Annotated in this window: 24 protein-coding genes and 1 tRNA gene; 13 read left to right on the top strand and 12 right to left on the bottom strand. The window is 71.3% G+C overall.

The features are described 5' to 3' along the window. Nucleotides 1–15: 15 nt before the first annotated feature. A complete protein-coding gene (locus ACTYVM_RS20020; RefSeq protein WP_445527216.1) occupies nucleotides 16–1,392 on the bottom strand; it encodes a sensor histidine kinase in 1,377 nt (458 codons plus the stop codon). Nucleotides 1,393–1,630: 238 nt separating this feature from the next. On the opposite strand from ACTYVM_RS20020, the gene ACTYVM_RS20015 reads away from it, so the two are divergent. The 6 genes from ACTYVM_RS20015 to ACTYVM_RS19990 all read left to right on the top strand — a co-directional run bounded on the left by ACTYVM_RS20015 (nucleotide 1,631) and on the right by ACTYVM_RS19990 (nucleotide 6,369). After that, a tRNA-Gln gene (locus ACTYVM_RS20015) sits at nucleotides 1,631–1,703 on the top strand. 128 nt (nucleotides 1,704–1,831) lie between these two features. After that, nucleotides 1,832–3,280 (top strand): bifunctional UDP-N-acetylglucosamine diphosphorylase/glucosamine-1-phosphate N-acetyltransferase GlmU, encoded by a 1,449-nt coding sequence (glmU, locus tag ACTYVM_RS20010; RefSeq protein WP_445527215.1) that lies wholly within the window; start codon nucleotides 1,832–1,834, stop codon nucleotides 3,278–3,280. Nucleotides 3,281–3,377: 97 nt separating this feature from the next. Further along, entirely contained in the window at nucleotides 3,378–4,352 is a 975-nt protein-coding gene (locus ACTYVM_RS20005) for a ribose-phosphate diphosphokinase (RefSeq protein WP_225074797.1), read from the top strand. Nucleotides 4,353–4,540: 188 nt separating this feature from the next. Further along, nucleotides 4,541–5,128, top strand: a complete 588-nt coding sequence (locus tag ACTYVM_RS20000; protein ID WP_445527214.1) for a 50S ribosomal protein L25/general stress protein Ctc — start codon at nucleotides 4,541–4,543, stop codon at nucleotides 5,126–5,128. A gap of 79 nt (nucleotides 5,129–5,207) precedes the next feature. After that, nucleotides 5,208–5,810: an aminoacyl-tRNA hydrolase gene (gene pth, locus ACTYVM_RS19995; RefSeq protein WP_445527213.1), complete on the top strand. Its 603-nt coding sequence runs from the start codon at nucleotides 5,208–5,210 to the stop codon at nucleotides 5,808–5,810. A gap of 52 nt (nucleotides 5,811–5,862) precedes the next feature. Next, nucleotides 5,863–6,369 (top strand): hypothetical protein, encoded by a 507-nt coding sequence (locus ACTYVM_RS19990; RefSeq protein WP_445527212.1) that lies wholly within the window; start codon nucleotides 5,863–5,865, stop codon nucleotides 6,367–6,369. Nucleotides 6,370–6,439: 70 nt separating this feature from the next. Here ACTYVM_RS19990 and ppc read toward each other — a convergent pair whose 3' ends face one another. Further along, nucleotides 6,440–9,169: a phosphoenolpyruvate carboxylase gene (gene ppc, locus ACTYVM_RS19985; protein WP_445527211.1), complete on the bottom strand. Its 2,730-nt coding sequence runs from the start codon at nucleotides 9,167–9,169 to the stop codon at nucleotides 6,440–6,442. 290 nt (nucleotides 9,170–9,459) lie between these two features. On the opposite strand from ppc, the gene ACTYVM_RS19980 reads away from it, so the two are divergent. From ACTYVM_RS19980 to ACTYVM_RS19965, 4 genes are read left to right on the top strand one after another with little or no spacing between them, the layout of a single operon-like run. Then, nucleotides 9,460–10,467 carry an acyl-CoA desaturase gene (locus ACTYVM_RS19980; protein ID WP_445527210.1) on the top strand — a complete coding sequence of 336 codons (1,008 nt, stop codon included), beginning with the start codon at nucleotides 9,460–9,462 and terminating at the stop codon, nucleotides 10,465–10,467. Continuing rightward, complete coding sequence (locus ACTYVM_RS19975; RefSeq protein WP_445527209.1) at nucleotides 10,464–11,138, top strand: TetR family transcriptional regulator; 675 nt, start codon at nucleotides 10,464–10,466, stop codon at nucleotides 11,136–11,138. The genes ACTYVM_RS19980 and ACTYVM_RS19975 overlap by 4 nt, the downstream gene beginning before the upstream one ends. 60 nt (nucleotides 11,139–11,198) lie before the next feature. Next, a complete protein-coding gene (locus ACTYVM_RS19970; RefSeq protein ID WP_366726638.1) occupies nucleotides 11,199–11,450 on the top strand; it encodes a type II toxin-antitoxin system Phd/YefM family antitoxin in 252 nt (83 codons plus the stop codon). After that, nucleotides 11,447–11,695, top strand: coding sequence for a type II toxin-antitoxin system RelE family toxin (locus tag ACTYVM_RS19965; protein ID WP_445527208.1), 249 nt, complete (start codon nucleotides 11,447–11,449; stop codon nucleotides 11,693–11,695). The genes ACTYVM_RS19970 and ACTYVM_RS19965 overlap by 4 nt, the downstream gene beginning before the upstream one ends. Here ACTYVM_RS19965 and ACTYVM_RS19960 read toward each other — a convergent pair. After that, the gene (locus tag ACTYVM_RS19960) at nucleotides 11,670–12,050 is read right to left on the bottom strand and encodes a VOC family protein (protein WP_445527207.1); all 381 of its coding nucleotides are present in this window, start codon (nucleotides 12,048–12,050) and stop codon (nucleotides 11,670–11,672) included. The genes ACTYVM_RS19965 and ACTYVM_RS19960 overlap by 26 nt on opposite strands. Nucleotides 12,051–12,053: 3 nt before the next feature. Then, complete coding sequence (locus ACTYVM_RS19955; protein WP_445527226.1) at nucleotides 12,054–12,911, bottom strand: trans-aconitate 2-methyltransferase; 858 nt, start codon at nucleotides 12,909–12,911, stop codon at nucleotides 12,054–12,056. A gap of 128 nt (nucleotides 12,912–13,039) precedes the next feature. Between ACTYVM_RS19955 and tamR the strand changes: the two genes are divergently transcribed. Next, entirely contained in the window at nucleotides 13,040–13,537 is a 498-nt protein-coding gene (tamR, locus tag ACTYVM_RS19950; protein ID WP_400032281.1) for a MarR family transcriptional regulator TamR, read from the top strand. Between the two features lie 14 nt (nucleotides 13,538–13,551). On the opposite strand, the gene ACTYVM_RS19945 is transcribed toward tamR, so the two are convergent. Next, the gene (locus tag ACTYVM_RS19945; RefSeq protein WP_400032283.1) at nucleotides 13,552–14,325 is read right to left on the bottom strand and encodes a LuxR C-terminal-related transcriptional regulator; all 774 of its coding nucleotides are present in this window, start codon (nucleotides 14,323–14,325) and stop codon (nucleotides 13,552–13,554) included. 272 nt (nucleotides 14,326–14,597) lie between these two features. On the opposite strand from ACTYVM_RS19945, the gene ACTYVM_RS19940 reads away from it, so the two are divergent. Continuing rightward, nucleotides 14,598–15,041, top strand: coding sequence for a GNAT family N-acetyltransferase (locus ACTYVM_RS19940; protein WP_445527206.1), 444 nt, complete (start codon nucleotides 14,598–14,600; stop codon nucleotides 15,039–15,041). Nucleotides 15,042–15,063: 22 nt separating this feature from the next. On the opposite strand, the gene galK is transcribed toward ACTYVM_RS19940, so the two are convergent. The 7 genes from galK to ACTYVM_RS19905 all read right to left on the bottom strand — a co-directional run bounded on the left by galK (nucleotide 15,064) and on the right by ACTYVM_RS19905 (nucleotide 25,415). Then, a complete protein-coding gene (galK, locus tag ACTYVM_RS19935) occupies nucleotides 15,064–16,218 on the bottom strand; it encodes a galactokinase (RefSeq protein ID WP_445527205.1) in 1,155 nt (384 codons plus the stop codon). Next, nucleotides 16,219–17,187 carry a UDP-glucose 4-epimerase GalE gene (gene galE, locus ACTYVM_RS19930; protein ID WP_445527204.1) on the bottom strand — a complete coding sequence of 323 codons (969 nt, stop codon included), beginning with the start codon at nucleotides 17,185–17,187 and terminating at the stop codon, nucleotides 16,219–16,221. After that, complete coding sequence (gene galT, locus ACTYVM_RS19925; protein WP_445527203.1) at nucleotides 17,184–18,245, bottom strand: galactose-1-phosphate uridylyltransferase; 1,062 nt, start codon at nucleotides 18,243–18,245, stop codon at nucleotides 17,184–17,186. Before galT ends, galE begins: the two co-directional genes overlap by 4 nt. Nucleotides 18,246–18,486: 241 nt before the next feature. Then, nucleotides 18,487–19,158, bottom strand: coding sequence for a helix-turn-helix transcriptional regulator (locus ACTYVM_RS19920; RefSeq protein ID WP_400032293.1), 672 nt, complete (start codon nucleotides 19,156–19,158; stop codon nucleotides 18,487–18,489). Nucleotides 19,159–19,421: 263 nt separating this feature from the next. Beyond that, complete coding sequence (locus tag ACTYVM_RS19915; RefSeq protein WP_445527202.1) at nucleotides 19,422–21,245, bottom strand: outer membrane protein assembly factor BamB family protein; 1,824 nt, start codon at nucleotides 21,243–21,245, stop codon at nucleotides 19,422–19,424. A gap of 102 nt (nucleotides 21,246–21,347) precedes the next feature. Beyond that, complete coding sequence (locus ACTYVM_RS19910) at nucleotides 21,348–23,330, bottom strand: outer membrane protein assembly factor BamB family protein (protein ID WP_445527201.1); 1,983 nt, start codon at nucleotides 23,328–23,330, stop codon at nucleotides 21,348–21,350. Between the two features lie 270 nt (nucleotides 23,331–23,600). Then, nucleotides 23,601–25,415, bottom strand: coding sequence for an ABC-F family ATP-binding cassette domain-containing protein (locus ACTYVM_RS19905; RefSeq protein ID WP_445527200.1), 1,815 nt, complete (start codon nucleotides 25,413–25,415; stop codon nucleotides 23,601–23,603). 157 nt (nucleotides 25,416–25,572) lie between these two features. Here ACTYVM_RS19905 and ACTYVM_RS19900 point away from each other — a divergent pair, with 157 nt between their 5' ends. After that, nucleotides 25,573–26,166 carry a Uma2 family endonuclease gene (locus ACTYVM_RS19900; protein ID WP_445527199.1) on the top strand — a complete coding sequence of 198 codons (594 nt, stop codon included), beginning with the start codon at nucleotides 25,573–25,575 and terminating at the stop codon, nucleotides 26,164–26,166.

Below are 26,166 nucleotides of genomic sequence, written 5' to 3'. Positions count from 1 at the left end.
CGGGCGGGAGAGGCGTCACGACGCCGGGATCACCGCCGACACGCGGAAGCCGCCCGCGTCCGTCGGCCCCGACACGAACACACCGCCCAGCGCGACGACCCGCTCCCGCATCCCGAGCAGTCCGTTCCCGCCCGACGGCAGCCCCGCCGCGGAGGCCGAGGCGAGCTCGGGCGGCGGCTCGTTCTCCACCTGCATCGCGATCTCCGACGACCGGTGCGCCAGCCGCACGTACGTCTTCGCCCCCGCCGCGTGCTTGTGGACGTTCGTCAGCGCCTCCTGCACCACGCGGTACGCCGTCTGCTCGACCTCGGCCGCGTACGAGCGGGCCGTGCCCTGCACCGAGAGGTCCACGACCATCCCGGCGGCCGCGGACTGCCCGACCAGTTCGTCCAGCTCCGACAGGCACGGCCCCTCGGGTGCGCCGCCCGCGGCCCGCGAGGCCGCGGCCGCCGCGGCGGCCCCCACCGCGGCGAGCGGCACGGCGTCCGGTGCCCGGGACGCGCCCTGCTCCGGCGCCTCCGCCTGCGACGGCACCCGGGCCTGGGCCTGAACCTGGGCCTGGGCGGGCCCCTCCGTGCTGCGCAGCACGCCGAGCATCTCCCGCAGCTCGGTCAGCGCCTGCCGCCCCATGTCCCCCACCAGGGCCGCGTTCTTCACCGCCTTCTCCGGATCCTTGCGGGCCACGGCCTGCAGGGCGGCGGCATGGACCACCATCAGACTCACCCGGTGCGCGACCACGTCGTGCATCTCCCGCGCGATCCGGGTGCGCTCCTCGTTGCGGGCCCACTCCGCCCGCTCCTCCGCCCGCTCCGCGAGCAGCTGCAACTCCCGCTCGAGGCTGTCCGCCCGCTCCCGCAGGCTCTCCATCAGCCGCCGCCGGGCCCCGACGTACAGGCCGAGAAGAAGAGGAGGGGCCGTCAGCCCGAGCGAGGTGGTCACCGCGGCGAACGGCACGAACCAGTTACCGAGGGTCAGATCCCCGCGCGCCATGTCCTGGCGCACCCGCACGAACGTCACGATCATCGTCCCGACCAGGGACATCCCGGCCAACGCGGCGATCACCCGGCGCGGCAACTCGCACGACGCCAGCGTGTACAGCCCGACGATGCCCATCAGGAAGCCCATCTGGGCCGGCGTGACGGCGATCGCCACCAGCACCACCGCGATCGGCCACCGCCGCCGGACGAGCAGCACGGACCCGGTCAGCACGCCGAACACGATGCCCAGCGACGCCGGGATCCCCGCGTCCCTGGCGAACGGCACGCCCTCGGCCCCGCACTCCAGGGCGGACATCAGCGCGAGCCCCCCGTCGAGCGCCGCGCTGCGCCAGCGCGCCCACCACCACGGCGGCCCGGTCGGGACCGCCTCGTGGTCTTCCCCCGTCGTGGTCATGGCCCCCAGCCTACGGGCGCCGGCCCGCGCATTTCCGGTGAGTTCCGGGGACCGGACAGCAGCACACTCCGTAATCGAATAACAGCTGAACCAGCCGGTATCCCTCGAACTGCTGAACCATGTCCCGTTCGATCCCGGAAGCGGACCTTCCCTCCGGATCGCGGGCCCGTCGCCCGGGCCGGCGGAACGGAATCGTGGCCCGGACCCGGACACGTCTCCGGTAAGGTCTGAAGCGCTGTCCCCCGTGGTGTAACTGGCAGCACACTGGTTTTTGGTACCAGCAGGACAAGGTTCGAATCCTTGCGGGGGAGCTCCGGCACACACGGTCCTGCTCCGGGTCCCGCCCCCACGGGCCGGGACCCGCTCTCGTAGTCGCTCACAACCACCCCGGTATCCTGCGGATGTCCACCCCCACGCATCCACAGCCGAAGGGCATCCCGTGAGCGCCATTCGCCCGGCAGCCGTCGTCGTTCTCGCAGCGGGTGAGGGCACCCGCATGAAGTCGGCCACACCGAAGGTTCTGCATGAGATCTGCGGCCGGTCACTGGTGGGTCATGTGCTCGCCGCCGCACGCGAGTTGCAGCCGGAGAACCTCGTCGTGGTGGTCGGGCACGCGCGGGAGCGGGTGACCGAGCACCTGGCCGAGGTCGACTCCACGGTCCGCACCGCCGTGCAGGAGAAGCAGAAGGGCACCGGGCACGCGGTCCGGATGGGACTCGAGGAGCTCGGCGGTCCCGTCGACGGGACCGTGATCGTCGTCTGCGGTGACACCCCCCTCCTCACCGGTGAGACCCTCCAGCGGCTCGCCACCACGCACCAGGAGGACGGCAACGCCGTCACCGTGCTCACCGCCGAGATGCCGGACGCCACCGGTTACGGCCGGATCGTGCGCGACGCCGGTACGGACGCGGTGACCGCGATCGTCGAGCACAAGGACGCCACCGAGGCCCAGCGGGCGATCCGGGAGATCAACTCCGGGGTGTTCGCGTTCGACGGGCGGCTGCTCGCCGACGCGCTGGGGAAGGTCCGGACGAACAACAGCCAGCACGAGGAGTACCTCACGGACGTCCTCGGCATCCTGCGCGAGGCCGGGCACCGGGTCGGCGCCTGCGTGGCCGGCGACCACCGGGAGATCGCGGGGATCAACAACCGGGTGCAGCTGGCCGAGGCGCGGCGGATCCTCAACGACCGCCTGCTGACCCACGCGATGCTCGCGGGTGTCACGGTCGTCGACCCCGCGACCACCTGGATCGACGTGACGGTGACGTTCGAGCAGGACGTCGTCGTGCACCCGGGCACGCAGCTGCACGGGACGACCCGTCTCGGTGAGGGCTGCGAGGTGGGCCCCAACAGCCGGCTGACGAACACCCGGGTCGGCGCGGGGGCGCGGGTGGACAACACGGTGTCCGACGGCGCCGTGGTGGGCCCGCAGGCCTCCGTGGGACCGTACGCGTACCTGCGGCCGGGCACACGGCTCGGCGTGAAGGCCAAGGTGGGTACGTACGTCGAGACGAAGAACGCCTCGATCGGCGAGGGGACCAAGGTTCCCCACCTGTCGTACGTCGGCGACGCCACCATCGGCGAGTACACGAACATCGGCGCGGCGAGCGTGTTCGTGAACTACGACGGGGAGAACAAGCACCACACGACGGTCGGCTCGCACTGCAAGACCGGTTCGGACAACATGTTTGTGGCTCCTGTCACGATCGGGGACGGCGCCTACACCGCCGCCGGGTCCGTGATCACGAAGAACGTGCCGCCCGGTTCGCTGGCCGTGGCCCGCGGCCAGCAGCGGAATATCGAGGGTTGGGTGGCCCGCAAGCGTCCGGGAAGCTCGGCGGCCAAGGCGGCCGAGGCGGTATCCGGACAGTCGGAAGGCGAAGCCTGACCGGAAACCGGCACGCCAAAGACGGCGTACCGTGATAAGTGCACACGCCCCCACCACACTCCACCACGCTGCGACCACCCGCTGAGGAGACACTGCTGTGACCGGGATCAAGACGACCGGCGAGAAGAAGATGATGTTCTTCTCCGGCCGCGCCCACCCCGAGCTTGCCGAGGAAATCGCCCACGAGTTGGGTGTCGGGGTCGTCCCGACGAAGGCGTTCGACTTCGCGAACGGCGAGATCTACGTGCGGTATCAGGAGTCGGCCCGCGGCGCGGACTGCTTCCTGATCCAGAGCCACACCGCTCCGATCAACAAGTGGATCATGGAGCAGCTGATCATGATCGACGCCCTGAAGCGCGCGTCGGCCCGCTCCATCACGGTCATCGTGCCGTTCTACGGTTACGCGCGGCAGGACAAGAAGCACCGGGGACGTGAACCGATCTCGGCGCGCCTGATCGCGGATCTGATGAAGACCGCGGGTGCCGACCGCATCCTGACCGTGGATCTGCACACGGACCAGATCCAGGGCTTCTTCGACGGGCCGGTGGACCACCTGTTCGCGCTGCCGCTGCTGGCGGACTACGTGGGCAACAAGGTGGACCGTTCGAAGCTGACGGTGGTGTCCCCGGACGCCGGCCGCGTGCGGGTGGCCGACCGCTGGTGCGACCGGCTGGGCGCGCCGCTGGCGATCGTGCACAAGCGGCGTGACAAGGACGTGGCGAACCAGGTCACGGTCCACGAGGTCGTCGGCGACGTGAAGGGCCGCATCTGCGTCCTGGTGGACGACATGATCGACACCGGTGGCACGATCTGCGCCGCGGCGGACGCCCTGTTCGCGCACGGCGCGGAGGACGTCATCGTGACGGCGACGCACGGTGTGCTGTCGGGTCCGGCGGCGGACCGGCTGAAGAACTCCAAGGTGAGCGAGTTCGTGTTCACCGACACTCTGCCGACGCCGAACGAGCTGGAACTGGACAAGATCACGGTGCTGTCCATCGCGCCGACCATCGCGCGCGCGGTGCGCGAGGTGTTCGAGGACGGCTCGGTGACGAGCCTGTTCGACGAACAGTAGGGATCAGGCCCTAGATCGTTTTGGGTCCGGCCTCCCGCTCCGAGTAGACTGCCTCAGTTGCTCGGCGAGGGAGGCCGTACCCGTTCTCGTGGTACGGCGATCCGTTATCGACGCGCTCTTCGTAGCAGGCCGTTCGTGGCCGGGTGACCCCGACCGTTTTCCGTGTACTTCTACGAGGAGTGAAGAGCATGTCCGAGGTGAAGCTCGCCGCCGAGACGCGCACCGAGTTCGGCAAGGGTGCCGCGCGCCGTATCCGCCGTGAGGACAAGGTTCCCGGTGTGCTGTACGAGCACGGCATGGTGCCGATCCACCTGACGCTGCCGGGTCACGAGCTGCTGATGGCGCTGCGCACGCCGAACGTCCTGCTGTCGCTGGACATCGACGGCAAGAGCAACGAGCTGGCGATCCCGAAGGCCGTGCAGCGCGACCCGCTGAAGGGCCACCTGGTCCACGTGGACCTGCTGATGGTCAAGCGCGGCGAGCGCGTCGTCGTCGAGATCCCGGTCGTCGCCGAGGGCGAGCTGGCCCCGGGCGGCAACCTGCTGGAGCACGTCCTGTCGGCGCTGTCGGTGGAGGCCGAGGCCACGACCATCGCGGACCAGCTCACGGTCTCCGTGCAGGGCCTGACGGCCGGTGCCGCGATCCACGCCAAGGACATCGCTCTGCCGAGCGGTGTGAAGCTGGCCGTGGACGAGGACACGGTGGTGCTGCAGGTCCTGGCCGCGCAGGCCGAGGAGCCCACGGGCGAGGAAGGCGAAGAGGCCGCGCAGGCCTGAGCCCGACCGTCGTCGCCGCGCCGGCCGCCGCTTCCCTCGGGGGGCGGCGGCCGGCGCGTATGACGTGTAGTGAGGAGACATGGACGTGACGACCTCCGCGAACGACCCCTGGCTGATCGTCGGCCTCGGCAATCCCGGACCGGAGTACGCCATGAACCGGCACAACGTCGGGTTCATGGTGGTGGATCTGCTGGCCGACCGGATCGGGGGCCGGTTCAAGCGGGCGGGCAAGGCGCAGGCGCAGGTGGTGGAGGGGCGGATCGGTCCCCCCGGACCGGCGAGCCGCCGGGTGGTCCTGGTGAAGCCGATGTCGTTCATGAACCTGTCCGGCGGGCCGGTGAACGCGCTGCGCGACTTCTACAAGGTGCCGCTGTCGAACATCGTCGCGGTGCACGACGAGCTGGACATCGACTACGGCGTGCTGCGGCTGAAGCTGGGCGGCGGCGACAACGGCCACAACGGGCTGAAGTCGATGACGAAGGCGATGGGTCAGGACTACCACCGGGTGCGGTTCGGGATCGGACGTCCGCCGGGCCGTATGCAGGTGGCCGACTTCGTGCTGAAGGACTTCTCCGCCGCGGAGCGCAAGGAGCTGGACTACTTCGTGGACCGGGCGGCCGACTCGGTGGAGTGTCTGCTGGCGGAGGGTCTGGAGCGGGCGCAAAGCGCGTACAACTCCTGACTTGTCCCCCCGCCGCACGCCCAGGAGTTGACCGGTCGTAGCGGCATGGCCAATGATCCCGGCCATGCCTGCCGCCACCGCCACTCGTTCCCGCCAGGCCTCCTTGGTCGCACTCCGGTTCGGACGGGTCGCGGCCATGGGCACGGTCGCGGTGCTGATCCTGATCGCGGGTGTGTGGGCCTCCTGGACCAGCGCGCCGTACGTGATGCTCACCAAGGGACGCGAACAGGGCACCGTCGAGGTGACGCGGTGCGACGGCGGCACGTGCACCGGGCCGTACACACCGGTCTCGACGGGGTCGACGGCCCGCGACCGGGTGGTGATCCACCACACCGCGGCGGTGCGCAAGGGGCAGACCTACAGCGTCGTCGTGAAGCCCGGGACGGACGAGGTGCTCCGCTCGGGCCCGGCCGGGATCCTGTACGCGTGGGCCCCGCTGGGCGGTGCGCTGCTGCTGGCCTCGGTGGTCGTGGCGGGCGGGCTGCGGCAGACCCGCGCGGCGTGGGTGCTGGCCGGGTCGGGGATCGCGCTGCTGACGGCGGCGTTCCTGGCGTTGTGAGCCGCCGGGCGTGAGGGTGCCCCCGGGACCGTACGGACCTTCGTACGCCCCGGGGGCACCTCCGCGCGGATCAGCCGGTGTTGCGCAGGCCGGCCGCCACGCCGTTGACCGTGAGCAGCAGGGCCCGGGCGAGCAGCGGGTCGGGGTCCTGGCCGGCCGCCGCCGCGTCACGCTGCCGCTTGAGCAGGGTGACCTGGAGGTAGGAGATCGGGTCGAGGTAGGCGTCGCGGATGGCGAAGGTCTGCCGGAGCACGGGCTGGGCGTCGAGGAGTTCGCTCTCGCCGGTGACGCGCAGCACCTCGCGCACGGTCAGCTCGTGCTCGGCCCGGATGGTGTCGAAGACGTGCCCCAGCTCGTCGGGGACGAGGGTGTCGACGTAGTGCCGGGCGATGCGCAGGTCGGTCTTGGCGAGGGTCATCTCGACGTTGGAGATGAAGTTGCGGAAGAAGTGCCACTGTCCGTGCATCTCGTCGAGCACGCTGTCGAGGCCCGCCTCGCGCAGCGCCTTCAGCCCGGAGCCCACACCGAACCAGCCGGGCACGATCTGCCGGGACTGGGTCCAGCCGAACACCCAGGGGATGGCGCGCAGTCCGTCGAGTCCGGCGCCGGAGTCGGGGCGGCGCGAGGGGCGCGAGCCCAGGTGCAGGTCGGCGAGCTGGTCCACGGGGGTGGAGGCGAAGAAGTACGCCGGCAGGTCGGGGTCCTCGACGAGCCTGCGGTAGGCGGCGTGGGCGGCGTTGGACACCACGTCCATCGCGGCGTCCCAGCGGGCCAGCGCCTCCACGGACTGGCGCGGGGCGGTGTGCAGGGCGGAGGCCTGGAGGGTCGCCGCGACCGTCAGTTCCAGGTTCTCCCGGGCCAGGGACGGGATCAGGTACTTGTCGGAGATGACCTCGCCCTGCTCGGTGACCTTGATCTCGCCCTCCAGCGTGCCCCAGGGCTGGGCGAGGATCGCGTCGTGGGTGGGGCCGCCGCCGCGGCCCACGGTGCCGCCGCGGCCGTGGAAGAGCCGCAGGCGTACGCCGTAGCGGTGGGCGACGTCGCGCAGGCGGCGCTGGGCGCGGTGGATCTCCCACTGGCTGGTGGTGATGCCGCCGAACTTGGAGGAGTCGGAGTAGCCGAGCATGACCTCCTGCACGTCGCCCCTGAGCGCGACCAGGCGCCGGTAGGACGGGTCGGAGAGCATGTCCTCCAGGATGGTGTCGGCGGCCTTGAGCTCGTCGGTGGTCTCCAGCAGCGGCACGATGCCGATCCGGGCCCAGCCGGCGTGCAGGTCGACGAGGCCGGCCTCGCGGGCCAGGACGGCGGCGGCGAAGACGTCGTCGGCGCCCTGGCACATGGAGATGATGTACGACTCGATCACCTCGGGCCCGAAGACACTCAGGGCCCGCTTGACGGTCTCGAAGACCCCGAGGGTCTTGGCACCGGCCGCGTCGACGGGGGCCGGGGTGGGGGCGAGCGGCCTCCTGGACCTCAGCTCCTTGGCGAGCAGCTTGGCGCGGTACTCGCGGGGCATGTCGGCGTAGCGCCAGGACTCCTCGCCGAGCCGGTCGAACAGCTGGCCGAGGGCGTGGTGGTGGGCGTCGGCGTGCTCGCGGACGTCCATGGTGGCCAGCTGGAGGCCGAAGGCGGCCAGGGTGCGGATGGTGCGGCCCAGCCGGCCGTCGGCGAACAGGCCGCCGCGGTTCTCGCGCAGCGAGGCCTGGATGATCCGCAGGTCGCGCAGGAGTTCGGCGGTGCCGAGGTAGTCGCGGCCCATCTCGTGCGGGGTGCCGGTGGCCAGGCGCTGCTTGGTGTTGACGAGCTTCTGGCGGATGCAGGTGGCCTTGAGCCGGTAGGGCTCCTCGGCGTTGAGCCGCTTGTAGCGGGGGCTGATCTCGGGCAGGTTCTCCAGGTCGGCGTGGAGCGACTGGAGCAGCTCGTCGGTGGCGCCGGTGTAGCGGATCGAGTTGGACAGGAAGCCGCGCAGCTCGTCGATCGTGTCGAGGGCGTCGTTGATGCCGTGCTCGTGCTGGAGGATCAGCACGTCCCAGGTGACCTCGGGCGTCACGTTGGGGTTGCCGTCGCGGTCGCCGCCGATCCAGGTGCCGAAGGTGAGGGGGCGGGTGTCGTCGGGCAGCCTGACGCCGACGCGCTCCAGTTCCGCGGTGAGGTCCTCCAGCACGTCGCCGACGGCGCCGGCGTGGAGTTCGTCGAGGTAGTAGATGGCGTTGCGGGACTCGTCGGCGGGTTCGGGGCGGACGACGCGGAGTTCGTCGGTCTGCCAGACGAGGTCGATGTTCTCCGCCAGCCGGGTGTCCAGGCGGCGGCGGTCGGACTCGACGACCGGGGCCTCCAGGAGCGCGGCGATGCGCCGGAGCTTGTTGAGCACCGAGCGGCGGGCGGCCTCGGTGGGGTGGGCGGTGAACACCGGGCGGACGTTGAGGTGCCGGACGGTCTCGCGCAGGTGTTCGGGGTCGGCGTCCTTGAGGCGGTCGGCGGTGCGGGCGAGCAGACCGCCCTCCGTGGCGCGCCGGGCGCGCAGTTCACGTCCGCGGTGCACCTGCTCGGTGACGTTGGCCAGGTGGAAGTAGGTGGAGAAGGCGCGGACCAGCTTGGCCGCGGTGTCCAGTTCGGTGCCGCGCAGCAGTTCGGCGGCGGCCTCACCGTCCTCTCGGGTAAGGCGGCGGACCTTCTCGACCAGGTCGAGGAGCTCGGGGCCTTCCTGCCGTACCAGGGCCTCTCCGAGGAGGTCACCCAATCGGCGGATGTCGGCGCGCAGCTCGGCGCTGGTCGTCGTCTGGTCGTCGGCACTGCTCACAGGTGCGGCTCCTTGCGGGTTGAAGCACGACTGGGAGGGGAACCCGGACGGGTGCCGCGCGGCTGCCGCCGCTTACGGGCCAGGTGTCCGGGAAGGAATTCTTCAGAGCGGACCGCGCTGTCCGACCGCCTCCAAGTCTAGGTGTCGCGGGGGACGCGCAGGCTAGGGGCTCTTGCCGCGGCGCGACGCGCTGCCATACTTACGACGCCGTAGGTTACGGAACCGTAGGGAGCTGACCGGTTCCCTGACCCGACAACCCGTCTCGACCCTCGACCCCACAGGGGACGCCCATGTCCACAAGCTCCGATGTGATCGACGACGCCCCGAAGGCGACCGACACCGCACTTCCCTCCGCCACCCTGGGAGGGGAGCAGAAGCGTTCGATCGAGCAGATCACGCTGCTGCTCTTCATCACCGTTCCGTTCCTGGCACTGCTCGCCGCGGTGCCGCTGGCATGGGGCTGGGGGGTGAGCTGGCTGGACCTCGGCCTGTTGGTCTTCTTCTACTTCCTCGGCTGCCACGGCATCACGATCGGTTTCCACCGGCACTTCACACATGGCTCGTTCAAGGCGAAGCGGCCCCTGAGGATCGCGCTGGCGATCGCGGGGTCGATGGCGGTCGAGGGACCCCTGGTCCGCTGGGTCGCCGACCATCGCAGGCACCACAAGTTCTCCGACCACGAGGGCGATCCGCACTCCCCGTGGCGGTACGGCGAGACGGTTCCGGCGCTGCTGAAGGGCCTGTGGTGGGCCCATGTCGGCTGGATGTTCGACGAGGAGCAGACGCCGCAGGACAAGTACGCCCCGGACCTGATCAAGGACCGGACCCTGCGGGCGGTCTCCCGCCAGTTCATCCTGTGGACGGCGCTGTCCCTGCTGCTGCCGCCGCTGATCGGCGGCCTGGTCACGATGTCGTGGTGGGGCGCGTTCACCGCCCTCTTCTGGGGCTCGCTGGTCAGGGTGGCGCTGCTGCACCACGTGACCTGGTCGATCAACTCCATCTGCCACGCGGTCGGCAAGCGCCCGTTCAAGTCGCGGGACCGCTCGGGCAACGTGTGGTGGCTGGCGATCCTGTCCTGCGGCGAGTCCTGGCACAACCTGCACCACGCCGACCCGACCTCGGCCCGGCACGGGGTGGAGCGCGGCCAGCTGGACTCCTCGGCCCGGATCATCCGCTGGTTCGAACAGCTCGGCTGGGCCTCCGACGTGCGCTGGCCGTCACGCTCGCGTATCGATTCCCGCCGCAACGACGGGGAGGGCGACTCCCGCCGCCGGAGGAAGACCGCCGAGGCGGCATGATTGACAGCGTGGCGACCGACTCCAGCACCCCCAGCAACGACAAGCCGCGGCGCACGCGCCGTACCCGTATGACCGGTGCCGAGCGCCGCCAGCAACTGCTGGAGATCGGTCGCACGCTGTTCGCGGCGAAGGGTTTCGAGGGCACCTCGGTGGAGGAGATCGCGGCCAAGGCCGGGGTCTCCAAGCCCGTGGTGTACGAGCACTTCGGCGGCAAGGAGGGCCTGTACGCGGTGGTGGTGGACCGCGAGATGCGGCGTCTGCTGGACATGGTGACCGGCTCGCTGACCGCCGGGCACCCCCGTGAGCTGTGCGAGCAGGCGGCCTTCGCCCTGCTGGACTACATCGAGGAGTACACGGACGGCTTCCGCATCCTGGTCCGCGACTCCCCCATCCCCCAGTCGACGGGTTCCTTCGCCTCCCTGATCTCCGACATCGCCACGCAGGTGGAGGACATCCTGGGCCGCGAGTTCAAGTCCCGCGGCTTTGACCCCAAGCTGGCCCCGCTGTACGCCCAGGCCCTGGTCGGCATGGTCGCCCTGACCGGCCAGTGGTGGCTGGACGTCCGCCGACCGAAGAAGGCGGAGGTAGCGGCCCACCTGGTGAACCTGGCCTGGCACGGCCTCGACGGCCTGGAGCCGCGGCCCCGGCTGATCGGGCACCGGAAGAACTGACATCACTCCAAGGAGTGAAACCAATAGACCGCAAGATTAACCTTGTGGCACGATTCGGGCATGACTGAGATTGCGATCAGCGCTGCCCGTTCCCAGCTCGGCGACCTGGTCCGCCGAGCGGCCCACAGCCGCGAGACCATCGCGCTCACCGACCACGGGCACGTGGCCGCGCTCCTCGTGTCTCCGCAGGTGATAGAGGATCTCGAGGACGCCCTGGCCGTCGCGGACTATCAGTTGCGCAAGGCTTCGGGCACGCTCGGGCCGGGCATCCCCCATGAAGAGGTCGGACGCATCCTCGGGCTTCGCCCGTGACCTACCGCATCATCTGGGAACCCGCTGCCACCGACCAGGCTGTCCGTTTCCTGAAGGAAGATCCCACAGGCCTCGCCGCCGTGTACGAGGCCGTCGACGCGCTCTCCGAGTCTCCACGACCCACCGGTTCCACGGCCTACGGTGTCAACGTCCGGCGCCTGCGCGTGGGCGGCTACCGCGTCCTCTACGTCATCGACGACGAAACGATCCACATCCTGGTCACGAACCTCGGGCGGACGGCGTGACCGCCTCCAGGAACTCCAGCCGGTTGCCCACCGGATCCTCGGAGTAGAAGCGGCGGTGACCCGGGAGGTTGTCGTCCCAGACGACCTGGGCGCCGTGCGCCGCGAGCCGGGCGGCGAAGGCCTCGATGGCCGTCACCCGCAGTCCCGGGTGGGCCTTCCTGGCGGGGCGGAAGTCCCGCTCGATGCCCAGGTGGAGCTGGACGGACCCGGCCTGGAACCAGCAGCCGCCGCGCGCGGCAAGGACCGGCGGCTTCGGGATCTCGGTCATGCCGAGCACACCGGCGTAGTACGCCCGCAGAGCGTCCTCGGAACCGGGCGGGGCGGCGAGCTGGACGTGGTCGAGGGCGGCGAGCATGCCTCAGGCCTCCTTGGTGGCGACGGCGAAGATGCGGCGGAAGGGGAACGGGGTGCCGTGCGGGCCGGCCGGGTAGGCCTCCCGCAGGGCGGCGCGGTACTCGGTCAGGAACCCCTCGCGGGCCGCGGGGTCGTCGGCGAGGGCGGTGAGGACGGGCCGCAGCCCGGTGCCCTGCACCCAGTCCAGGACCGGGTCCTCGCCGGTCAGCAGGTGGATGTACGTGGTCTCCCAGACGTCGGCCGCGCAGCTGAGGCCGGTCAGCCGCTCCAGGTAGGCCTCCGGGGCGAGCACCGCGTCCTCGTGGCGCAGGGTGTCCGCGAGCCGGTCGCGCCAGCGGGTGGAACCGGCGAGTTCGCGCATGAGCCGGTGGCTGGGGGCGGAGAAGTTGCCGGGGACCTGGAAGGCGAAGGTGCCGCCGGGACGCAGCCCCGCCACCCAGGCGGCGAAACGGTCCGGATGTCCGGGCACCCACTGGAGCGTGGCGTTGCTGATGATCAGGTCGTACGGCTCGCCGGGTGTCCAGCTGCGGACGTCGGCGGAGGTGAAGTCGAGGCGCCCGCCGCCGGGAGTGGGGCCCTGGTGGTCGACCACGGCCCTGCCGAGCATCGCCGGGGAGTTGTCGTAGCCGGTGATGTGCGCGGTGGGCCAGCGGTCGGCGAGCAGGGCGGTGACGTTGCCGGGGCCGCAACCGAGGTCGGCGATGCGGGGCCGGCCGCCGCTGGGGCCTCCCCCGCCCGAACGCGGTCGAGAGCCTTGGGGAAGCGCGGGGACGCGGGCGAGGAGGTCGATGAAGGGGCGGGCCCGGTGGCCGGCGTGACGCAGGTACTGGGCGGGGTCCCAGGCGGGGCTGTGGACGGACATGGCGGCCTCCTGGAGGTGCGGGGAGTCGGCGGCGGCTGCGCTCACCACTCTCCCCCGCGATTTATCTCGACGTCAAGAGGCTTGATGCCAAGAGACTTCATGTCGACACAACCACTACACTGATCGTCATGGAGGACGAGGTCGATCGGCTGGTCGCAGCGTGGCGCCGGGAGCGTCCGGACCTCGACGTGGAACCGCTCGAGGTGCTCAGCCGGGTGAGCAGGCTGGCCCGGCACCTGGACCGCGCACGCCGGCTTGCCTTCTCCGAGCACAGCCTGGAGCCCTGGGAGTTCGACGTCCTGACGGCGCTCAGGCGCGCGGGCTCGCCGTATCAGCTCTCCCCCGGGCAGCTGCTGACCCAGACGCTGGTCACCTCGGGCACGATGACGAACCGCATCGACCGGCTGGCCAAGAAGGGCCTGGTGGAGCGCCTCCCCGACCCCAGCGACCGGCGCGGCGTGCTGGTCCGCCTGACGGACGAGGGCCGGGACCGCGCCGACCGGTCCCTGGCCGGTCTCCTGGACCAGGAGCGCGCGCTGCTGGCCGAGCTGTCCTCCACACAGCGCACCGAACTGGCCGGCCTGCTGCGCCAGCTGACCGCCCCGTTCGACAACATCCCCGGCTGAGCGGCGGCGCCGGGTCAGGCGCTGCTGCTTTCCTCCACCCCGATCCGCCCGGCAGGCCCCAGGTCCGCCGGCCCCACCCCGGCCCGGCGGGCCAGTGCCACGGCGGCCAGGGTGGAGTGCACGCCGAGCTTGCCCAGGACGTTCTGCATATGGGTGCGCACGGTGTGCGGGGACAGGTACAGCCGCTCGGCGACGGCCTTGCGGCCCAGCCCCGCGACCATGCAGCGCAGCACCTCCCGCTCGCGCGGGGTCAGCGACTCCACCAGGCGCTCGCTCTCGGTGCGGTGCCTGCGGGCGGCGGTCAGCTCCCGCAGCACGCCGGTGAGCAGGGCGGGCGGCAGATGGGTCTCGTCGCGCAGGACTCCGCGGATGACGACGAGCAGCCGGGACAGGGAGCAGTCCTTGGCGACCCAGCCGCAGGCACCGGCCTGGAGGGCCAGCGCGGCGCGGCGCGGGTCGTCCTTCTCGGCGAGTACGACGGTCCGCACCCCCGGCTGGGCGCCCCGCACCCCCGCGACCAGGGAGATCCCGTCCACCAGGCCGTCCTCGTCGCCCTCCCGCACGGGAGCGGCGGGCCGGGCCCCGGGGACGTTGCCGCCGAGGTCGGCGTCGACGAGCACGACGTCGAAGCGGCGGCCCTCGGCGGCCGCCCGCTCCAGGCAGCGCAGCGCCGCCGGACCGGAGCCGGCCGCGGACACCTCCACGTCGGGCTCGGCGGCCAGAGCGGCGGCGAGCGACTCGGCGAAGATACGGTGGTCGTCGACGACCAGGACTCGGACACGAACCACTGAAAACCCCCTTCCCCACGCTCCTGGCAGAGCAGGGGAGTCTCCCATCGCCGGAGAGCGCCGAGCGCACGGGCCCGACGCCCTGGTTCGAGCACGGTCGCACGGCACGCGCCGCAGCGGCCCGCGGCCCCGCCCCGGTGTCCTGCCCGAGCCCTCTCGCCCCCCTGACCGGCACCGGCCCCCACCGGTGCCGCTCATCAGGGTACGGCCGACAGCCGGGAGGGGAAGGTAATTCGCAGAACTGACCGGCCGACGTGTTTAGGGTGTGCCGCATGTTTCGTATTGAGGCAGAAGTCGACAAAGCACGTCACGATCTGCTCCGCTCCCGCCTCCGCGACACGAACACGGCGGCCTCCCCGTTCATCGAGGCCCTGCGCAGAAGCCCCACCGTCCGAGAAGTCCCCCTCCATCTCTGGGCGTTGAACGACTCCGGCGACCTGGCGGGCGGTCTGGTGGGCCACACCTGGGCGACCTGGCTGCACGTGACCCACCTCTGGGTCGACGACCCCCACCGCGGCACGGGTCTCGGCTCCCGCCTGCTGACCCGCGCCGAACGGATCGCCCACCGCGACCGCGACTGCACCGCGGCCCGCCTGGAGACCTGGGACTTCCAGGCCCCCGGCTTCTACCGCAGACACGACTACAGGGTGGTCTGCGCGATCCCCGACTATCCGCCCGGGATCACCGAGTACACCATGATCAAACCCCTGCCCTGAGCCGCCGGTCGGGCCGCGGACGTCAGGCCAGCCGTCGCGCCCCCGCCGAGGGAACCGCCTCGAAGACACGTGGGGCGGTGTGGCCCGCCTTGGCGAAGGCCTCTTCCATCGCCTGGGTGAGGGCGGGGACTTCGGAGGTGTCGGTCAGGACGATCGCCGAGCCGCCGAAGCCGCCGCCGGTCATCCGGGCGCCGAGGGCGCCGGAGGCCACGGCCGTGTCGACGACCAGGTCCAGTTCCGGGCAGGAGACCCGGAAGTCGTCGCGCAGCGAGGCGTGTCCCTGGGTCAGGATCGGGCCGATCGCCCTGATGTCGCCCGACTCCAGGAGGGACACCACCCGTTCCGCCCGCTCGTTCTCGGTGACCACGTGGCGGACCAGCCGGGTCACCTCCTCGTCGCCGGCCAGGTCGGCCAGCGCCGCGTCCAGGCCGTCGTGGGCGATGTCGCGCAGGGCGTCCACGCCCAGCAGGGCCGCGCCCTTCTCGCAGCCGGCGCGGCGCCTGCCGTACTCGCCGTCGCTGTGCGCGTGCTGGACCCGGGTGTCGACGACCAGCAGGCACAGGTCCTCGGCGGCCAGGTCGAAGGGGATCTGGCGCTGGGACAGGTCGCGGGTGTCCAGGAACAGGGCGTGGCCCGTCTCGCAGCAGGCCGAGGCGGTCTGGTCCATGATGCCGGTGGGGGCGCCGACGTAGACGTTCTCGGCGCGCTGGCACAGGCGGGCCAGTTGCCAGCCCTTCAGGCCCAGGCCGTAAAGGTCGTTCAGGGCCAGGGCGACCACGACCTCCAGGGCCGCGGAGGAGGACAGTCCCGCGCCCGTGGGGACCGTCGAGGCGAGGTGGACGTCCGCGCCGGTCACCTCGTGGCCCGCCTCCCGCAGGGCCCAGACCACGCCGGCCGCGTAAGCGGTCCAGTTCCGGTCGGACTCCGGGGCGAGGTCGCCGACCCGCAGTTCCACGGGCCCTTCGGGCACGTCGGCCGAGTGCAGCCGCAGTACGCCGTCGTCGCGGCGTGCGACCGCGGCGGTCGTGACGTGCGGCAGCGCGAAGGGCATCACGAAGCCGTCGTTGTAGTCGGTGTGCTCGCCGATCAGGTTGACGCGGCCCGGCGCCGCCCAGACCCCCTCCGGAGCGGCGCCGTACAGCTCGGTGAAGCCTTCCTGGACCTCAAGTACCCCCACTTACCGCTCCCTTGCGATGTGCTGCGCGAACTCCCAGGCATCCGCGACGATACCCGCGAGATCCGTGCGCGACGGGTTCCAGCCGAGCCTTTCGCGGGCGGCCGAGGCCGAGGCGACCAGGACCGCCGGGTCGCCGGACCGGCGCGGGGCCACGACCTCCGGGACCGGGTGGCCGGTGACCCGCCGGACCGTCTCGACGACCTCGCGTACGGAGAAGCCGTTGCCGTTGCCGAGGTTGCACACCAGGTGCGTGCCGGGCCGGGCGGCGTCCAGGGCCAGCAGATGGGCCTCGGCGAGGTCGGCGACGTGGAGGTAGTCGCGCACGCAGGTGCCGTCCGGGGTCGGGTAGTCGTCGCCGTGGAGGGAGATCGCGTCCCGCCTGCCCTGGGCGACCTGGAGGACCAGCGGGATCAGGTGCGACTCCGGGTCGTGGCGTTCACCGCAGGCGCCGTAGGCGCCGGCCACGTTGAAGTAGCGCAGCGAGACCGCGCCCAGGCCGTGGGCCGCCGCCTCGCCGGCGATCATGTGGTCGACGGCGAGCTTCGAGGCGCCGTAGGGATGGGTGGGCCGGGTCGGGGCCGTCTCGACGATCGGGACCTGCTCCGGTTCGCCGTAGGTCGCCGCCGTGGAGGAGAAGACCAGCGTGCGCACGCCCGCCCCGCGCATCGCGGTGAGCAGGGCCATCGTGCCGCCGACGTTGTTGGCCCAGTACTTCTCCGGCTTCACCACCGACTCGCCCACCTGCGAGAAGGCGGCGAAGTGCAGCACCGCGGCGAAGGACGGGTCCAGCCACGTCGCGGCGTCCCGGACGTCGCCCTCGACGAAGGAGGCGCCCTCGGGCACGCCCTCGCGGAAGCCGGTGGAGAGGTCGTCGAGCACGACGACCTCGTGGCCGGCCTCCAGCAGGTGCTGGGCGACCACGCTGCCGATGTAGCCCGCGCCACCCGTGACCAGGTACTTCCGGCTCATGGACCCGCTACCTCCCGTAGCCGCTCGGCCGCTCGCTCCGGCGGCACGTCGTTGATGAACACGCTCATGCCGGACTCGGATCCCGCGAGGAACTTCAGCTTTCCGGTCGTACGGCGGATGGTGAAGAGCTCGAGGTGGAGCGCGAAGTCGTCGCGTGCGACGCCGTCGAACTCCTCCAGCGCGCCGAACGGCGCCTGGTGCCAGGCCGCGATGTACGGCGTCGGCGGGTCGCCTTCGCCGAAGAGCCGGTCGAAGCGCCTCAGCAGGTCCAGCTGGACCGCGGGGAACTCCGCGCGCGCCGCCTCGTCGAGTCCGAGCAGGTCGGGGACCCGGCGCCGGGGGTAGAGGTGGACCTCGTAGGGCCAGTGCGCCGCGTACGGCACGAAGGCCACCCAGTGATCACCCTCGACGACGACCCGCTCCCCGGCCAGCTCCCGCTCCAGGACCGCGTCGAAGAGGTTCTCCCCGCCGGTGGCCTCCTTGTGCGCCGCCAGTGAACGCAACGTCAGAGCGGTGCGCGGGGTGGTGAAGGGATAGGCGTAGATCTGCCCGTGCGGGTGCCCCAGTGTCACGCCGATCTCGGGTCCGCGGTTCTCGAAGCAGAACACCTGCTCCACACAGGGCAGTCGGGACAGCTCCGCGGTGCGGTCCGTCCACGCGTCCAGGACCAGCCGGGCCTGCTGCTCGCTCAGGTCGGCGAACGAGGCGTCGTGGTCGGAGGTGAAGCAGACGACCTCGCAGCGGCCCGCGTCGCCGGTCAGCGAGGGGAAGCGGTTCTCGAAGACCACCACGTCGTAGGAGGAGTCGGGTATCTCGCTCAGACGGTCGCCCCTGGAGGGGCACAGGGGGCACTCGTCGGCCGGCGGGTGGTAGGTGCGGCCCTGCCGGTGGGAGGCGACGGCGACCGCGTCGCCGAGCAGCGCGTCCCGGCGGACCTCGGAGCTGGTGACGGTCCGCTCCAGCGGGCGCCGGTCCACCGCGTCGCGCACGGTGTCGTCCCGCAGATCGAAGTAGATGAGCTCGCGACCGTCGGCCAGCCTGGTCGAGGTCTTCTTCACTGCCGGACTCCCTACTGGTCCCCGGGCCGGCCGCCCGCACCCCGCCCGCACCCAACTACCCAACACAATCAAACATAACAGTCCACAACCGACCACCCCTTCGCACATCACGATCGAACAAAGAACATCAACAAGAGGGTGCGACAACGGGACGGGACGGCGCGGACTCCTGCCGGGTCGGCCGCGGTGGGTGGCGGTCGTGGTCGCCCGCCCGGTGCGGAGAGCCGGGGACGGGCCGGGGTTACGGCAGCGGGCCCGCGCGGTCCAGCAGGCCGGTGCGGGCCGCCAGGGCCGCCGCCTCCAGCCGCGAGCCCACCCCGAGTTTCATCAGGACGCGTTGGACGTGGGTCCGGGCCGTGCTGGGGGCGATGCCCATGCCGGCCGCGATCAGGCGGGTGTCCTCGCCCTCGGCGACCCGGACCAGGACCTCCACCTCGCGCGGGGTGAGCATCCGCAGCAGGCGCTGGCCCTCGTCGTCCGGCGGGGCGGTGGGGTTCAGCAACTCACCGAAGGCGCCCTGGAGGAGCTGGGGGGCGACCGCGGCCTCGCCCGCCCTCGCCTTGATGATCGCCCGCTCGACGCCCTCGATGCGCTCGTCGTGGCGTACGTACCCCGACGCCCCCGCGGCGAAGGCGGCCGCGATGCCGCGCGGCGACGGAACCGGGCCGAGCACGACCACGGCGACCTGCGGACGCTCCCGCTTGATCTTCACCACCGGGTCGAAGGTGCCGGGCTCGGCCGGTGTCGCCGTGCCCAGCAGGCACACCTCCGGCGCGCGGTTGACCACCAGGTCCGCCGCGCCCGCGGCCGGCGCCGCGGCGGCGAGCACCCGGTGTCCGCGCAGCTTCAGAGCCGAGGCCAGCGCCTCGGCCAGTAGCCGGTGGTCGTCGACCACCATGAGCCGCACTCCCATCGAGCCCCCCAGTCCCCACGGTTGTCCACGACCGCCCGGGCGGCGGCCCCCCGGCACGCCCCCCCGTCATGCCCCCGGAAGCTACACGCTTGTTCGACGTCGCGCTGCCCCTACCGTCGAGAAGTGCCCCGGATCGGCGGACTTTTTCGCATTCCTCGCATTCAAAACTCATTTCGAGGGTCATGCGGGGCCGCACGGCCGGTACGCGGACGGCCCCGTCCCCGGGCGGGGACGGGGCCGTCTCGTTCCGGCCGTGCGGCGGGTCAGCCGCCCGTTCCGAAGGCCAGCGCCAGGTAGTCCTTGCCTTCGGACGAGGACGACGGCTTGCGGGCGTAGACCGACGCCATGTAGAGGTGGCCCTGGGAGTAGAGGTACTCCGCGCGGTCCGGGAGCATCGAGGTCTCCGCGTCGCGCACGTCCCGCGAGGCCGGGTTCTCCAGCAGCTTGGTCTCCTTGAAGCTGCTGCCGTCGACGCTGACGATCTGGCCGCCCTTGTCGTAGGGCGGGCTCTTGTAGGCGATGACGTCGGCGCCGTCCATGCGCAGCGGGATGATGTGGTACCCGTCACCCGCGTCGGCGCGTTGACCGGTCTGCTTGCCGGTGCCGAGGTCGAACGCGACGATCTCGTTGGTCTTGCGGAACGCCTCGCTGCCGTCGTGGTCCTCGGTGGGCACGTACAACCGGTCGTTGCCGACCGCGAGGCCCCGGCAGTCCTCGACCTTGCTGATGCCGTCGCAGCGGGCCGCGTAGGTGTCACCGGGCGCCGAGATGTGGGCGCGCAGCTTGCCGGTCTGGTTGTCGATGGAGAAGAAGTCCGAGATGCCGCTGCCGTCGCCCGCGCTGTGGCCGACGTCGGCGGCCACGACGAGCGGATCGGTCGAGACGATCGCGGCGTACTCGATGCCCTGCGACATCTTGTACTCCGAGATCACCTTGCCGGACTTCGGGTCGAGCGTCTGAATGCCCAGCTGACTCTGCTCGCTCTGGCCGCACTTGCGCACCGCGACCAGCTTCGCCCCGCCGCCGTAACCGTTGTCGTAGCAGGTGTCGGCCGCCTTCGGGGCCCACAGGGCCTTGCCGTCCGCGATGTCGAAGGCGGCACCGCCGCTGGTGCCGCCCACGGCGACCGTGGTGCCGCTGACGGTGACGTTGTCGAACCGGATGAGCTGGTCACCGGACTTGGCGGTCTGCGTCCACAGCTTCTTGCCGGCGTCGAGGTCGATGGCAGCGACCTGGCTGCAACCGTGCGTGGGCTGGTCCTCGGTCGGCATGGCGGGCTCGTAGACGATCGCCGTCCGGTCGTCCGAGGTGGTGTGCAGGCTGGCCTCGCACACCGGGCCGGGCAGCTTGACCGTCCACAGCTTGGTGCCCTTGTCCCGGTCGTAGCCGACGACCTCGGCGACGCCGCTCTTGACGTACGCCTTGTCGGTGAGCCAGGAGCCGCTGGTGGTGACCAGGTCGCTCACCTCGGGCATGGGCACCTGGTAGAGGACCTTGGCGGCCGGGTCGGACGGCACCTTCTCCGTGCCGCCGGTGGCGGACTTCCCGTCGCCTTCCTTGCCGCCGGTGCCGCCGCTGGAGTTCGCGGTGTCCTGCTTGCCGCCGTCGGACCTGTTCGCGTACCAGATGCCGGTGCCGATGATCAGCGCGATCACGATCACGGTCGAGACGATCATCAGCAGTTCCGCGCTGACCTTCCGGCCACCGCCGGACTGTCCGACCTGCGGCTGCGTCGGCACGGTCGGCGGCTGGGCGGGATAGCCGTACCCGGACTGCGGGGCGCCGTACGGGTTCGGCTGCGCGGTGGGAGGCTGGGCGTAGGAGTTCGGCTGCCCTCCCGGGTAGCCGTAGCCGTAGCCGGACTGCTGCGGCGGTCCGGCCGGGGGTGGTGTCCGCGGGGCGCCCTGCGGCGGCTGCGGCGCCTGCGGGTAGCCGTAACCCGGCGCCGGCTGCGGGGACTTGGCGAGGCCCGGACCGCCGGCGGGCGGCGTCTGCGGGGGCGGTCCGGGCTGCGGCGGCTGGTCCTGGGGCGAACCGAAACCGCCGGGCTGCGGCGGCTGCTGGGGAGGCGGGGGCGGCTGGGTCATGACGGGATGCACCTCGGGGAAGCGGAGGGAGGACGGGACGACGGGGAGGCCGGGGGCCGCAACGGCGTGCGGTGCCGGCCGCGTGACGCGGCCGGCACCGGCTCACTTGCCGTAGGCGAGCATCAGCTTCTCCTTCGAGTCGGCCTTTCCGTTCAGCCGGGTGGTGGAGATGTAGAAGCGCCCGTCGACCCAGTCGACGGCTCGCGAGAAGAAACCTCGCTCGATCGACGAGGTGCCCTCCGGGGTCTGGAGCAGCTTCACCGGAGTGTGCGCCGATCCCGCCGTCGCGATGGACACGATCTGGCCGCCCGCGTCGTACGACGGCTCGACGTACGCGACGAGCTGCCCGTTCTCCACCTTGAGCGGCAGCATCGAGGTGTCCGTCGGGGACTTCACGCGCCACTTCTCCTTGCCGGTGGCGAGGTTGATGGCGACGATCTCGTTGGCGCCGGTGGTGACGTCGGAGGGCAGGTAGAGGGTGTCGCCCTCGGACGCGACCGCGGTGCAGTTCTGCAGGTCACGGATGAAGAAGTCGAAGCCGTCGCACTGGGGGTTGAAGTTCGTCTTGGAGTCGACCTGGGAGCGGGTGGAACCGCCGGTGGTCAGCGTCGAGATGTTCCAGTGCTTCTTGTCCTTGTCCGTCGAGTAGATGACCACCGGGTCGACGGAGAAGACCCGCCGGACCTCCCAGTCCTTGGGGATCGGTCGGGTCCACAGGACCTTGCCGGTGGCCGGGTCGAGCTCCTGGACCTCGTCGTGCTCGTTCGACGTGCCGGCACCGCAGCCCGCGACCTGGATCAGCCGGGTGCCGCCTGCGTAGCCGTCGGGGTAGCAGGCCTGGCCGTACCTCTGCTTGTCGTAGAGCTTCTTGCCGGTGTCGATGTCGTACGCCGTGCCCGACTGCGAACGGCCCACCACCAGGGTCTTGCCCGACACGGTCAGCACGACGTTGACCGCGCTGTCGAAGAGTCCGCCGTCCTCGATCTGGCCGCTCCAGCCCTTCTCTCCGGTGTTCAGGTCGAGCTGCTGCATCTGATTGCACTTGGCGCGGTCGCTGCTGCCGCTCATGTAGACCACGACCACCTTGTCGTCGGCCGTCTTCTGCGGAGTCACCGCGCAGATCTTCTCCGGGAACGTGATCGGTTCCCAGGGGGCCTTGCCGTCAGCGACGTTGAAGGCGAAGACCTGCTTGTAGGCCGCCTTGACCGCCACCTTGTCGGTGATCCACATGCCGGGCGCGTCGGCACCGCTACCGGGCGCGGCGGGCGCCTCCTTGTACCAGAGCACCCTGGCCTCGCCGGACTTGCGGCCCGCGTTGAGGTCGCCGTCGTCCCCCTTGCCGTCGCCGCTGCCGTCCCCGGGGTTGACCGGGGCGTCGGAGGCGGCGGAGTTCGAGGGCTTCGCGTCGCCGCTCGGGTCGGCAACCGGCTTCTTGCCGTCGTCGCCGCTGACGGCCCACACGGTGACGCCCACGGCGAGCACGACGGCGACCGCGGCGCCGATGATGGCCGCGGTCCTGCCCTTGAACGGGCTGCCGGAGCCGCCGGAGGGCGGGGTGCCGGGCGCGCCCGCGAAGGGCTGCTGCTGCGGATAGCCGTAGCCGGGCTGCTGCCCGTACGGCCCCGGCTGCTGCGGCTGCCCGTACGGACCGGGCGCGGCGGGCGCGCCGTAGGGGCCGGGCTGGGCGTAGGGCCCGGGCTGCTGCGGGTAGCCGTAGCCGGGCTGGGGCTGCGGCGGTCCCGCGGGCGGGGGCGGCGGGGTCTGCGGCGGCTGGGCCGGGGGCGGGGGCGTGCCCTGGGGAGCACCGAAACCACCCTGCGGCGGCGGGGCCTGCGGGGCACCGAAACCACCCTGCGGCGGCGGGGCCTGCGGGGCACCGAAACCACCCTGCGGCGGCGGGGCCTGCGGGGCACCGAAACCACCCTGCGGCGGCGGGGCCTGCGGGGCACCGAAACCACCCTGCGGCGGCGGGGCTTGCGGGGGCCCGAAGCCGCCGGACTGCGGCGGCTGGTCCTGCGGTTGCGGCGGCTGATCCTGCGGTGCTCCGAAACCGCCCTGGGGCGGCCGGCTGGGCGGCTGAGACATCAGCGCGCTTCCCCCTCATTCACTGCTTTTTAGCCACGCCCTGAGGTACTCGACGCACCCAGAGCCGCCCGGGACAGTCCCCGGACGGCTCATTCTTATCACTCGCAACCTGCCCGCCACCGGCCCCCGCCGCTCCCTGTTCCCAAGGGAGGACCGGCCCGTGACGCGCCCGTTATGCGTGGTGGACGCGGAGGATCTTCCCTCCAGAAAACCGCCACGCCTCGTTCACACGGCGCGTTCACCCGCCCCGGACGCGCCCGCCCGCACCGCCTACGCGTCCTCGGCGAGTTCGAGCCAGCGCATCTCCAGTTCCTCCCGCTCCCCGGTCAAGGCGCGCAGCTCGGCGTCGAGTTCGGCGACCTTCGCGAAGTCGGTGGCGTTCTCGGCGATCCTCGCGTGCAGCGTGGACTCCTTCTCGGACACGCGGTCCAACTGCCGCTCGATCTTCTGCAGTTCCTTCTTCGCGGCGCGCAGTTCGGCGGCGCTCCGCTCGGGCGCGCCCTGCTCGGCGGCGGGCGCCGGGACCGGTGCGGCGGCCGCGGCCTGCTGCTCCATCCGCTGCCGCCGTTCCAGGTACTCGTCGATACCGCGCGGCAGCATCCGCAGCGTGCCGTCGCCGAGGAGCGCGTACACCGTGTCGGTGGTGCGCTCGACGAAGAAGCGGTCGTGGGAGATGACGACCATCGAGCCCGGCCAGCCGTCGAGGACGTCCTCGAGCTGGGTGAGGGTCTCGATGTCGAGGTCGTTGGTGGGCTCGTCGAGGAAGAGCACGTTGGGCTCGTCCATGAGCAGGCGCAGCAGTTGCAGCCGCCGCCGCTCACCGCCGGACAGGTCGCCCACCGGCGTCCACTGCTTCTCCTTGCCGAAGCCGAACGTCTCGCACAGCTGCCCGGCGGTCATCTCCCGCCCCTTGCCGAGGTCCACGCGCTCGCGCACCTGCTGCACGGCCTCCAGGACCCGCCAGTCGGGGTCGAGTTCGGCGACCTCCTGGGAGAGATAGGCGAGCTTGACGGTCCTGCCGACGGCGATCCGCCCGCCGGAGGGCTGTGCCTCGCCCTCGGTACGGGCGGCGTCGGCCATGGCCCGCAGCAGGGAGGTCTTGCCGGAGCCGTTGACGCCGACGAGACCGATCCGGTCGCCCGGCCCGAGCTGCCAGGTGACGTGCTTGAGCAGCACCTTCGGCCCGGCCTGGACGGTGATGTCCTCCAGGTCGAAGACCGTCTTGCCGAGGCGGGAGGAGGCGAACTTCATCAGCTCGCTGCTGTCGCGGGGCGGCGGCACGTCGGCGATCAGCTCGTTGGCGGCCTCCACCCGGAAGCGGGGCTTGGAGGTGCGGGCGGGGGCGCCGCGCCGCAGCCAGGCCAGCTCCTTGCGGATCAGGTTCTGCCGCTTGACCTCCTCGGTGGCGGCGATCCGCTCGCGCTCGGCGCGGGCGAAGACGTAGTCGGAGTAGCCGCCCTCGTACTCGTACACCGCCCCGCGCTGCACGTCCCACATCCGGGTGCAGACCTGGTCGAGGAACCACCGGTCGTGGGTGACGCACACCAGCGCGGAGCGGCGCTCGCGCAGGTGCCGGGCCAGCCAGGAGATGCCCTCGACGTCGAGGTGGTTGGTGGGCTCGTCCAGGACCAGCAGGTCCTGCGCCTCGATGAGCAGCTTGGCCAGCGCGATCCGCCGGCGCTCACCGCCGGACAGCGGTCCGATGACGGTGTCGAGGCCCTTGGGGAAGCCCGGCAGGTCGAGCCCGCCGAACAGTCCGGTCAGGACGTCCCTGACCTTGGCGTTGCCCGCCCACTCGTGGTCGGCCATGTCCCCGATGACCTCGTGGCGGACGGTGGCCGCCGGGTCGAGGGAGTCGTGCTGGGTGAGCACCCCGATCCGCAGTCCGCCGGAGTGCGTGACCCGTCCGGTGTCGGCTTCCTCCAGCCTGGCCAGCATCCGGATCAGGGTGGTCTTGCCGTCACCGTTGCGCCCGACGACCCCGATCCGGTCCCCTTCGGACACACCGAGCGAGACGCCGTCGAGCAGGGCGCGCGTGCCGTACACCTTGCTGACGTTCTCGACATTGACCAGGTTGACGGCCATTTCACTCCTGTGCGCGGGGGTCGGTCAGCTTTCTAGCGTAGGGCCTCGCGGATGAGGGGCGACGCGCGAGGGGATCGTCACCCTTTGTGATGACGTGATCAGGAACGGGCCGCTACCGTGGAGGGCAGGCAGCAGGATCCCGTCCATGGGAGGAACCATGACCGCCGAGTCCGTAGAGCACCGCGTCCACTGGCCGGTGCCGCCGCTGGACGGCTACACCGTGGACGACCTGTTCACGCTGCCGGATCTCCCGCCGCACACCGAGCTGATCGACGGGAGCCTGGTTTTCGTGAGTCCGCAACGCCGTTTCCACGGCAATGTGATCGACTTGCTCGTCAATGGCCTGCGCAGCAGTCTCCCTGACGAATTCAGGGTCAGCCGGGAAATGACGGTGATCCTCGACAAACGCAACGGTCCCGAACCCGACGTGAGCGTGTTCCGAACCGGCGCGATCACTGGACCGGGCCAGACGAGCTACCAGGCCGAGGACATCCTGCTCGCCGTCGAGGTCGTCTCTCCGGATTCGGAGTCCCGCGACCGCACGACCAAGCCGCAGAAATACGCCACCGCGGGAATCCCGAACTTCTGGCGCGTCGAAGAGAACGGAGCGACCGGCAGGCCCGTCGTCCACGTCTACGAACTCGACCCGGTGACGAAGGCATACGTGCACATGGGCATGCACCGCGAGCGGATCAAGGTCGACAAGCCCTACGCCATCGACATCGACCTGACGGCCATCGACGGGCTCTGA

The organism is Streptomyces cyslabdanicus, from assembly GCF_052663305.1.
This window is presented reverse-complemented; position numbering and strand designations above follow the sequence as displayed.